The sequence below is a fragment of the Streptococcus mitis genome (assembly GCF_009496205.1).
Classification (GTDB): domain Bacteria; phylum Bacillota; class Bacilli; order Lactobacillales; family Streptococcaceae; genus Streptococcus; species Streptococcus mitis_BN.
This window is the reverse complement of the sequence record NZ_WIJO01000061.1, coordinates 1-10,851: the sequence shown is the minus strand read 5'-3', so window position 1 is coordinate 10,851 and position 10,851 is coordinate 1. Positions and strand designations below refer to the sequence as shown.

The 10,851-nt window shown below is 40.5% G+C and carries 11 protein-coding genes and 1 pseudogene; 10 read left to right on the top strand and 2 right to left on the bottom strand.

Annotation, left to right across the window (positions count from 1 at the left end; genetic code table 11):
* Both GEZ85_RS08815 and guaA read right to left on the bottom strand, forming a co-directional pair.
* A pseudogene (locus tag GEZ85_RS08815) lies at positions 1-69 on the bottom strand (transposase); the annotation flags it as partial.
* An 83-nt stretch (positions 70-152) separates the two neighbouring features.
* Entirely contained in the window at positions 153-1,715 is a 1,563-nt protein-coding gene (guaA, locus tag GEZ85_RS08810; protein WP_084929606.1) for a glutamine-hydrolyzing GMP synthase, read from the bottom strand.
* Positions 1,716-1,855: 140 nt separating this feature from the next.
* Here guaA and GEZ85_RS08805 point away from each other — a divergent pair, with 140 nt between their 5' ends.
* From GEZ85_RS08805 to GEZ85_RS08760, 10 genes are all read left to right on the top strand, one after another.
* Positions 1,856-2,554, top strand: coding sequence for a GntR family transcriptional regulator (locus GEZ85_RS08805; RefSeq protein ID WP_050203718.1), 699 nt, complete (start codon positions 1,856-1,858; stop codon positions 2,552-2,554).
* Between the two features lie 138 nt (positions 2,555-2,692).
* Complete coding sequence (locus tag GEZ85_RS08800; RefSeq protein ID WP_000169065.1) at positions 2,693-3,979, top strand: peptidase U32 family protein; 1,287 nt, start codon at positions 2,693-2,695, stop codon at positions 3,977-3,979.
* A 313-nt stretch (positions 3,980-4,292) separates the two neighbouring features.
* On the top strand, positions 4,293-4,493 hold the full coding sequence (locus GEZ85_RS08795; RefSeq protein ID WP_001054560.1) for a F0F1 ATP synthase subunit C: 201 nt from the start codon (positions 4,293-4,295) through the stop codon (positions 4,491-4,493).
* A 33-nt stretch (positions 4,494-4,526) separates the two neighbouring features.
* A complete protein-coding gene (gene atpB, locus GEZ85_RS08790) occupies positions 4,527-5,237 on the top strand; it encodes a F0F1 ATP synthase subunit A (protein ID WP_000392870.1) in 711 nt (236 codons plus the stop codon).
* Between the two features lie 13 nt (positions 5,238-5,250).
* Positions 5,251-5,745: a F0F1 ATP synthase subunit B gene (gene atpF / locus GEZ85_RS08785; RefSeq protein ID WP_020902744.1), complete on the top strand. Its 495-nt coding sequence runs from the start codon at positions 5,251-5,253 to the stop codon at positions 5,743-5,745.
* Positions 5,745-6,281 (top strand): F0F1 ATP synthase subunit delta, encoded by a 537-nt coding sequence (locus GEZ85_RS08780; RefSeq protein WP_049486911.1) that lies wholly within the window; start codon positions 5,745-5,747, stop codon positions 6,279-6,281. Before atpF ends, GEZ85_RS08780 begins: the two co-directional genes overlap by 1 nt.
* A gap of 14 nt (positions 6,282-6,295) precedes the next feature.
* Complete coding sequence (gene atpA / locus GEZ85_RS08775) at positions 6,296-7,801, top strand: F0F1 ATP synthase subunit alpha (protein WP_000996629.1); 1,506 nt, start codon at positions 6,296-6,298, stop codon at positions 7,799-7,801.
* Between the two features lie 15 nt (positions 7,802-7,816).
* Positions 7,817-8,695: a F0F1 ATP synthase subunit gamma gene (locus GEZ85_RS08770; protein ID WP_125393933.1), complete on the top strand. Its 879-nt coding sequence runs from the start codon at positions 7,817-7,819 to the stop codon at positions 8,693-8,695.
* A 190-nt stretch (positions 8,696-8,885) separates the two neighbouring features.
* Entirely contained in the window at positions 8,886-10,292 is a 1,407-nt protein-coding gene (gene atpD, locus GEZ85_RS08765) for a F0F1 ATP synthase subunit beta (protein ID WP_000094357.1), read from the top strand.
* Between the two features lie 10 nt (positions 10,293-10,302).
* Positions 10,303-10,722, top strand: coding sequence for a F0F1 ATP synthase subunit epsilon (locus GEZ85_RS08760; RefSeq protein WP_004256585.1), 420 nt, complete (start codon positions 10,303-10,305; stop codon positions 10,720-10,722).
* Positions 10,723-10,851 lie beyond the last annotated feature (129 nt).

Here is a 10,851-nt window from a genome sequence, read left to right as displayed (position 1 = left end):
CTTCTCTAAGCTATATCCTTGTTTTCTAAGTTCATAGATCTGAACTTTATCATCATAAGTTAATTTCATGATAAAAACACCCCAAAAGTTAGATTTTTTCTGTCTAACTTTTGGGGGGCAGTTCATTCTAGGGCTTTTTTAGCTCATTAACTCTATTCCCATTCAACTGTTGCTGGTGGTTTACTTGTAATGTCGTAGACGATGCGGTTAACATGATCCACTTCGTTTACGATACGTACAGAAATCTTTTGAAGAACTTCCCAAGGAATTTTGGCAAAATCCGCAGTCATACCATCGATAGAGGTAATAGCACGGATTGCAATAGTGTAGTCGTACGTACGACCGTCACCCATAACACCGACTGAACGAACGCCTGTGTTAACTGTGAAGTATTGCCAGATATCGCGGTCAAGGCCAGCTTTAGCAATTTCCTCACGAAGAATAGCGTCTGACTCACGAACGGTTTCAAGTTTTTCTTCAGTAATTTCTCCCATGACACGGATAGCAAGTCCTGGTCCTGGGAATGGTTGGCGCCATACGATATGGTCTGGCATACCAAGCTCTGTACCAAGGGCACGAACTTCGTCTTTATAGAGAGTGTTGAGTGGTTCAATCAATTCAAACTGCATGTCTTCTGGAAGACCACCCACGTTGTGGTGTGACTTGATAGTTTGAGCTGTATCTGTACCAGACTCGATAACGTCTGTATATAAGGTACCTTGAGCAAGGAATTTCACATCTTTGAGCTTGCTTGCTTCGTCATCAAAGACATAAACAAACTCGTTACCGATGATTTTACGTTTTTGTTCAGGGTCAGAAACTCCTGCAAGTTTATCAAGGAAACGTTTAGCAGCGTCTGCTTTGACGATATTCAACCCAAACTTACCACCAAGCATTTCCATAACTTGGTCCGCTTCTCCTTTACGAAGAAGACCGTGGTCTACGAAGATACAGATCAATTGATTGCCAATAGCCTTTTGGAGAAGAACTCCAACAACTGAAGAGTCAACACCACCTGATAGACCGAGAAGGACACGTTTATCACCGACGGTTTCACGAATTTTTTGGATCTGCATATCAATGAAGTTATCCATTGACCAGTCGCCTTTAGCTTTACAGATGTTAAGAGCAAAGTTACGAAGGATATCATTTCCGTACACAGAATGACGAACTTCTGGGTGGAATTGGATACCGTAAATGTGTTTATCTGAGTTTTCGATGGCTGCGTATGGGCAGTCAGCTGATGTACCTGTACGAACAAAGTCAGCAGGAATCTCAGTAACCGCATCACCATGGCTCATCAAAACAGTCTGTTCGTCTGGTGTTGATTCAAAAAGAGCTGATGGTGTGTGAGTAAGAGTTGATTGACCGTATTCGCGATTTCCAGCGTCACCTGCAGGGACAACTTTTCCTCCAAGTTTATGAGTTAACAACTGCATACCGTAACAAATTCCCAAAATAGGAATTCCAAGTTCGAAGATTTCTGGGTCAATATCAAATGAACCATCTTCGTATACAGAGTTTGGTCCGCCTGAAAGGATAATTCCTACAGGATTGATTTCACGAACTTCAGCAGCTGAAATTTTATGGCTTTTTAGTTCTGAAAAAACACCAATCTCACGGATACGGCGTGAAATCAGCTGGTTGTACTGGCTACCATAATCCAATACGATGATTTTTTCTACATCTTGCAAATCAGTTGAAATGTTGCTCATCTTTTTCCTTTCTCAAAAGAAATATCTTTTTTCAATATTCTATCACAAATAAGGGCGAATTACCAACTAAACAAGGCGAAGTTTGACTTTTTCTAGTTTATTGGGGTACAATAGAGAAAAGATAGAAATGAAGTGAAAATATGCTACCTGCTTATATGAAAATCCACGATCAGATTAAAAAGGATATTGACGAGCACCGTTGGGCTATTGGGGAGAGGCTTCCTAGTGAACGAGATTTAGCAGAGCAGTTTGAGGTCAGTCGCATGACCCTCCGCCAAGCTGTATCTCTATTAGTTGAAGAAGGTGTCTTAGAGCGCCGCGTAGGAAGTGGCACCTTTGTTTCCAGTACTCGGGTACAAGAAAAGATGCGAGGGACAACCAGTTTTACTGAAATTGTTAAGTCTCAAGGTAAAGTACCCTCTAGCCAGCTCATTTCCTACAGAAAAACCATTCCCAATGAGCAGGAAGTTGCCAAGCTAGGAATTTCTCCAACGGAGAATATTATCCGAATGGAGCGGGTTCGATATGCCGACCAAGTTCCTTTAGTTTATGAAGTTGCTTCTATTCCTGAAAAATTTATTAAGAATTTTAAAAAAGAAGAAATCACCAGTCATTTCTTCCAAACTCTGCAAAAACACGGCTACCGTATCGGTAAATCACAGCAGACTATTTATGCTCGTCTTGCTAAGGAAAAAATTGCCCACTATTTAGAAGTTGAAAAAGGACATGCTATTCTTGGTTTGACTCAGGTTTCCTACCTAGAAGATGGTACTGCTTTTGAATACGTAAAAAGTCAATATGTAGGCGAACGATTTGAATTTTATCTTGAGAACAACTAGTCTAGAAAGGCTAGTTTTTTTGCTTTCTTAAAAGATTAGAATTGTCAAAACAATCTGTCTAGGCTTGATTTTATGGCTTATTTACTATAAAATGAGAAGGAAAAACGTCAAACTTTTATATTGCAAATAGGAGAAAACATGACAAAAACATTAAAACGTCCTGAGGTTTTATCACCTGCAGGGACTTTAGAGAAGCTAAAGGTAGCTGTTCAGTATGGGGCAGATGCTGTCTTTATCGGTGGTCAGGCCTATGGTCTTCGTAGCCGTGCTGGAAACTTTACCTTTGAACAGATGGAAGAAGGCGTCCAGTTTGCGGCTAAGTACGGTGCCAAAGTCTATGTAGCTGCCAATATGGTTATGCACGAAGGAAATGAGGCTGGTGCTGGTGAGTGGTTCCGTAAACTACGTGATATCGGAATCGCGGCAGTTATCGTGTCTGACCCAGCCTTGATTATGATTGCAGCGACTGAAGCGCCTGGTCTTGAAATCCACCTCTCTACCCAAGCAAGTGCGACTAACTATGAAACACTTGAGTTCTGGAAAGAACTAGGTTTAACTCGTGTCGTTTTGGCGCGTGAGGTTTCAATGGAAGAATTGGCAGAAATTCGCAAACGTACAGATGTTGAGATTGAAGCCTTTGTTCATGGAGCCATGTGTATTTCTTACTCTGGTCGTTGTACTCTTTCAAACCACATGAGTATGCGTGATGCTAACCGTGGTGGTTGCTCTCAGTCTTGTCGTTGGAAGTACGACCTTTACGATATGCCATTTGGGAAGGAACGTAAGAGTCTTAAAGGTGAAATTCCTGAAGAATTTTCAATGTCAGCCGTTGATATGTCCATGATTGACCATATCCCAGATATGATTGAAAACGGTGTGGACAGTCTCAAGATTGAAGGACGTATGAAGTCTATTCACTACGTATCAACAGTAACAAACTGCTACAAGGCAGCTGTTGATGCTTATCTAGAAAGTCCAGAGAAGTTTGAAGCTATCAAGCAGGACTTGATTGATGAAATGTGGAAGGTTGCCCAACGTGAATTAGCAACAGGTTTCTACTATGGTACACCATCTGAAAATGAGCAGTTGTTTGGTGCTCGTCGTAAAATTCCTGAGTATAAGTTTGTCGCTGAAGTGGTTTCTTACGATGATGCGACACAAACAGCAACCATTCGCCAACGGAACGTCATTAACGAAGGGGACCAAGTTGAGTTTTATGGCCCAGGTTTCCGTCATTTTGAGACTTATATCGAAGATTTGCATGATGCTAAAGGAAATAAGATCGATCGCGCTCCAAATCCAATGGAACTATTGACTATCAAGGTTCCACAACCTGTTCAAGCTGGAGACATGGTTCGAGCTCTTAAAGAAGGTCTCATCAATCTTTATAAGGAAGATGGAACTAGCGTCACAGTGCGTGCTTAATAAACATGTAGGAGATGAAAGCTTTCTAGTTGCTTTCCCTTTAATCCTACTTACTAAAGAACCTTAGGTTAAAGAAAATATATTAATTTCCATCCGAGATTTCATCTCGGATTTTTCATTATTTTTCAGAAAGACCTAGATAATAGACGGATTTATTACAAGTTTTTTCCAAAGTTTTCTATATAATAGACTTAAAAATAGTAAAATTGTAAATAATTTTCATTAAACGCTTTCAATGTAAGTAAAAAGTTGACAAATCCAATTTTTAGGACTAAACTAAGTAAGTAAATTTTAATTAAAAGGAGAATTCGTCATGAATTTAACATTTTTCGGTCTATGTCTTGCCTGTATGGGTGTATCTCTTGGTGAAGGTATGTTGATGAACGGTTTGTTGAAATCAGTTGCTCGCCAACCAGATATCATCTCAGAACTACGTAGTTTGATGATCCTAGGGGTTGCCTTTATTGAAGGTACTTTCTTCGTTACTCTTGTCTTTTCATTTATCATCAAATAAAAGAAGTATAAATTGAAAAAGGGAGGATTTTAGATGGAAGAAAGTATTAATCCAACCATCAATATTGGTCCTGTTACCTTTAATTTAACCATAGTAGTTTTGACTTTGTTGACTGTAGCACTTATTTTTGGCTTTATTTATTGGGCAACTCGAAATATGACTTTGAGACCCACAGGAAAACAAAATGTATTAGAGTATTTATTTGATTTTGTTGTTGGATTTACAAAATCAAACCTTGGTCCAATGATAAAGGATTATTCTCTCTTTTATTTCTGTTTATTCCTATTTATGGCCATTGCAAATAATATTGGCTTAATGGCTAGAATTCAGACTACAGATGGTGTAAATCTTTGGACCTCACCAACAGCAAATTTGTCATTTGACTTGGTCTTGTCTTTTACAATTATCTTAATGACACACGTAGAAGGAATTCGTCGTCGTGGAATCAAAAAGTATTTAAAAGCATTTGTAACACCAGGTTTTATGACACCAATGAATCTTTTGGAAGAAGTTACCAATCTCCTTTCACTTGCATTGCGGGTCTTTGGTAATATCTTTGCAGGGGAAGTGATGGCAAGTATGTTAGTCCTACTTTCTCATCAGGCCTTCTATTGGTATCCTATTGCTTTTGGAACAAATCTAATCTGGACTGCATTTTCTGTTTTTATTTCTTGTGTACAAGCATATGTATTTACATTGTTATCTTCAATGTACCTAGGAAATAAAATTAATGATGAAGAATAGAAAGGAGTAGTTTATGAATGTAACAGTAGGTGAATTACTTGGTGATTTTATACTAATCGCTGGTTCCTTTATTCTCTTGCTAGTCTTGGTTAAGAAATACGCTTGGTCAAATTTGGCTAGCATTTTCGAACAAAGAGCAGAAAAAATTGCAGCAGATATTGACGGAGCTGAACAAGCACGTCAAAAAGCAGAAGTATTGGCTCAGAAACGCGAAGATGAATTGGCTGGTAGCCGTAAAGAAGCTAAGACAATCATTGAGAATGCGAAAGAAACAGCTGAGAAAAGCAAAGCTAGTATTTTAGCAGATGCTAAGCTAGAAGCAGGACGCTTGAAAGAAAAAGCAAACCAAGAAATTGCTCAAAATAAAGCTGAAGCTTTACAAAGCGTTAAGGGTGAGGTAGCAGATTTGACAATCAGCTTGGCTGGTAAAATCATCTCACAAAACCTTGACGGTCATGCCCATAAAGAACTCATTGATCAGTATATCGATCAGTTAGGAGAAGCTTAATGGACAAGAAAACAGTAAAGGTAATTGAAAAATACAGCATGCCTTTTGTCCAATTGGTTTTAGAAAAAGGAGAAGAAGACCGTATCTTTTCAGACTTAGCTCAAATCAAGCAAGTTGCTGAAGAAACAGGCTTACCTTCTTTTTTAAAAAAAGTGGCAGTAGACGAGTCTGACAAGGAAAAAACAATTACTTTCTTCCAAGATTCAGTGTCACCTTTATTGCAAAACTTTATCCAGGTTCTTATCTACAATCACAGAGCAAATCTTTTTTATGATATTCTTGTAGATTGCTTGAACCGACTTGAAAAAGAAACAAATCGATTTGAAGTGACGATTACTTCAGCTCATCCTTTAACTGATGAACAGAAGAGTCGCTTGCTCCCTTTGATTGAGAAAAAAATGTCTCTTAAAGTAAGGAGTGTAAAAGAACAAATCGATGAAAGTCTTATTGGTGGTTTTGTCATTTTTGCCAATCACAAGACAATTGATGTGAGTATTAAACAACAACTTAAAGTTGTTAAAGAAAATTTGAAATAGAAAGTGGTGTTCTTTTGGCAATTAACGCACAAGAAATCAGCGCTTTAATTAAGCAACAAATTGAAAATTTCAAACCCAATTTTGATGTGACTGAAACAGGTGTTGTAACCTATATCGGGGACGGTATCGCGCGTGCTCACGGCCTTGAAAATGCCATGAGTGGAGAGTTGTTGATTTTTGAAAACGGCTCTTATGGTATGGCTCAAAACTTGGAGTCAACAGACGTTGGTATTATCATCCTAGGTGACTTTACAGATATCCGTGAAGGCGATACAATCCGCCGTACAGGGAAAATCATGGAAGTCCCAGTAGGTGAAAGTCTGATTGGTCGTGTTGTGGATCCGCTTGGTCGTCCAGTTGATGGTCTTGGAGAAATCCACACTGATAAAACTCGTCCAGTAGAAGCACCAGCTCCTGGTGTTATGCAACGTAAGTCTGTATCAGAACCATTGCAAACTGGTTTGAAAGCTATTGACGCCCTTGTACCGATTGGTCGTGGTCAACGTGAGTTGATTATCGGTGACCGTCAGACAGGGAAAACAACCATTGCGATTGATACAATCTTGAACCAAAAAGGTCAAGATATGATCTGTATCTATGTTGCGATTGGACAAAAAGAATCAACAGTTCGTACGCAAGTAGAAACACTACGTCAGTACGGTGCCTTGGACTACACAATCGTTGTGACAGCCTCTGCTTCACAACCATCTCCATTGCTTTTCCTAGCTCCTTATGCTGGGGTTGCCATGGCGGAAGAATTTATGTACCAAGGTAAGCATGTTTTGATAGTTTATGATGATTTATCAAAACAAGCGGTAGCTTATCGTGAACTGTCTCTCTTGCTTCGTCGTCCTCCAGGTCGTGAAGCTTTCCCAGGGGATGTTTTCTACCTTCACAGTCGTTTGCTTGAGCGCTCAGCTAAAGTTTCTGATGAACTTGGTGGTGGATCTATTACAGCCCTACCATTTATCGAGACACAAGCAGGAGATATCTCTGCCTATATCGCAACCAACGTGATTTCAATCACTGATGGACAAATCTTCCTTGGTGATGGTCTCTTCAATGCGGGTATTCGTCCAGCCATCGATGCGGGTTCATCTGTATCTCGTGTAGGTGGTTCTGCACAAATCAAAGCCATGAAAAAGGTTGCTGGTACACTTCGTATCGACCTTGCTTCATACCGTGAGTTGGAAGCCTTCACTAAGTTTGGTTCTGACTTGGATGCGGCAACACAGGCTAAGTTGAACCGTGGACGTCGTACAGTTGAAGTCTTGAAACAACCTGTTCACAAACCATTACCTGTTGAGAAACAAGTAACCATTCTCTATGCTTTGACACATGGTTTCTTGGATACTGTTCCAGTAGATGATATTGTTCGTTTCGAGGAAGAGTTCCATGCCTTCTTTGATGCTCAACATCCAGAGATTTTGGAAACCATTCGTGATACAAAAGACTTGCCAGAAGAAGCAGTCTTGGATGCTGCGATTACAGAGTTTCTCAATCAAACCAGCTTCCAATAAGAATAGAGGTGTCAGATGGCAGTATCTCTAAATGATATTAAAACAAAAATCGCCTCAACAAAAAATACGAGTCAAATCACTAATGCCATGCAGATGGTATCAGCTGCTAAGCTAGGTCGTTCTGAAGAAGCTGCTCGCAACTTCCAAGTTTATGCTCAGAAAGTTCGTAAACTTTTGACGGATATTCTTCATGGGAATGGAGCTGGCAGTTCAACCAATCCGATGTTGATTAGTCGTCCAGTTAAGAAGACAGGCTATATCGTCATTACATCAGACCGAGGTTTGGTTGGAGGTTATAATTCTTCTATTTTGAAAGCCGTTATGGAGTTGAAAGAAGAATACCATCCAGACGGTAAAGGTTTTGAAATGATCTGTATTGGTGGAATGGGAGCTGATTTCTTTAAGGCTCGCGGTATTCAACCACTTTATGAATTACGTGGCTTGGCGGATCAGCCTAGCTTTGATGAAGTTCGTAAGATTATTTCAAAAACAGTTGAAATGTACCAAAATGAACTTTTTGATGAGCTCTATGTTTGCTACAACCACCATGTCAATACGCTAACTAGTCAAATGCGTGTGGAACAAATGCTTCCGATTGTTGACTTGGATCCAAATGAAGCGGATGAAGACTACAGCTTAACTTTTGAATTGGAAACCAGCCGAGAAGAAATTTTGGAGCAGTTGTTGCCTCAGTTTGCAGAAAGTATGATTTACGGGGCTATTATCGATGCCAAGACAGCTGAAAATGCTGCTGGTATGACAGCCATGCAAACAGCGACAGATAATGCTAAGAAAGTCATTAATGATTTGACAATTCAGTATAACCGTGCCAGACAGGCGGCGATTACACAAGAAATTACAGAAATCGTAGCAGGAGCTAGTGCCTTAGAATAGGCTCTAGTCCAGCTCGTATGAAAATGAACTTATACTCAATGAAAATCAAAGAGCAAACTAGGAAGCTAGCCGCAGGCTGTACTTGAGTACGGTAAGGCGACGCTGACGTGGTTTGAAGAGATTTGCGAAGAGTATTAGGACCTAGTTGAGCTAGGAACTGACAGTATCTTATATAGAATAGGAGAAGGAGATGAGTTCAGGTAAAATTGCTCAGGTTATCGGTCCCGTTGTAGACGTCTTGTTTGCAGCAGGGGAAAAACTTCCTGAGATTAACAATGCACTTGTCGTCTACAAAAATGACGAAAGAAAAACAAAAATCGTCCTTGAAGTAGCCTTAGAGTTGGGAGATGGTATGGTTCGTACTATCGCCATGGAATCAACAGATGGTTTGACTCGTGGAATGGAAGTATTGGACACAGGTCGTCCAATCTCTGTACCAGTAGGTAAAGAAACTTTGGGACGTGTCTTCAATGTTTTGGGAGATACCATTGACTTGGAAGCTCCTTTTACAGAAGACGCAGAGCGTCAGCCGATTCATAAAAAAGCTCCAACTTTTGATGAGTTGTCTACCTCTTCTGAAATCCTTGAAACAGGGATTAAGGTTATCGACCTTCTTGCCCCTTACCTAAAAGGTGGTAAGGTTGGACTTTTCGGTGGTGCCGGGGTTGGTAAAACCGTCTTAATCCAAGAATTGATTCACAACATTGCCCAAGAACACGGTGGTATTTCAGTATTTACCGGTGTTGGGGAACGTACTCGTGAGGGTAATGACCTTTACTGGGAAATGAAAGAATCAGGCGTTATCGAGAAAACAGCCATGGTATTTGGTCAGATGAATGAGCCACCAGGAGCACGTATGCGTGTTGCCCTTACTGGTTTGACAATTGCTGAATACTTCCGTGATGTAGAAGGCCAAGACGTGCTTCTCTTTATCGATAATATCTTCCGTTTCACTCAGGCTGGTTCAGAAGTATCTGCCCTTTTGGGTCGTATGCCATCAGCCGTTGGTTACCAACCAACACTTGCTACGGAAATGGGTCAATTGCAAGAGCGTATTACATCAACTAAAAAGGGTTCTGTAACCTCTATCCAGGCTATCTATGTGCCAGCGGATGACTATACTGACCCAGCGCCAGCAACAGCCTTCGCTCACTTGGACTCAACAACTAACTTGGAACGTAAGTTGGTACAATTGGGTATCTACCCAGCCGTTGACCCACTTGCTTCAAGCTCACGTGCCTTGGCACCTGAAATTGTTGGAGAAGAGCACTATGCAGTTGCTGCTGAAGTAAAACGTGTTCTTCAACGTTACCATGAATTGCAAGATATTATTGCTATCCTTGGTATGGATGAGCTTTCTGATGAAGAAAAGACCTTGGTTGCTCGTGCTCGTCGTATCCAGTTCTTCTTGTCACAAAACTTCAACGTTGCTGAACAATTTACTGGTCAACCAGGTTCTTATGTTCCAGTTGCTGAAACTGTTCGTGGCTTTAAGGAAATCCTTGATGGTAAACACGACCACTTGCCAGAAGATGCCTTCCGTGGTGTAGGTTCTATCGAAGATGTGATTGCAAAAGCTGAAAAAATGGGATTTTAAGAGGTGATCTATGGCTCAGTTAACTGTCCAGATCGTGACACCAGATGGTCTCGTCTATGATCACCATGCCAGCTTTGTATCAGTTCGAACTCTGGATGGTGAGATGGGAATCTTGCCACGACATGAAAATATGATTGCAGTTTTAGCAGTTGATGAGGTTAAGGTTAAACGTGTAGATGATGAAAATCACGTGAACTGGATTGCAGTGAACGGAGGCGTTATCGAAGTTGCCAATGGCGTTGTCACAATTGTTGCTGACTCTGCAGAACGTGCTCGTGATATCGACGTTAGTCGTGCAGAACGTGCCAAACTTCGAGCAGAGCGTGAAATTGAAGAAGCACAAGACAAACACTTGATTGACCAAGAACGTCGTGCGAAGATTGCACTGCAACGTGCCATTAACCGTATTAATGTCGGAAATAGACTATAAGAAAAAAATGGCTCTTTGTCAACTGTAGTGGGTTGAAGAAAAGCTAAGCTCGAGAAAGGACAAAATTTGCCCTTTCTTTTTTGATGTTCAGAGCAATAAAAATCCTTTTTTTGAAGTTTTCAAAGTTTC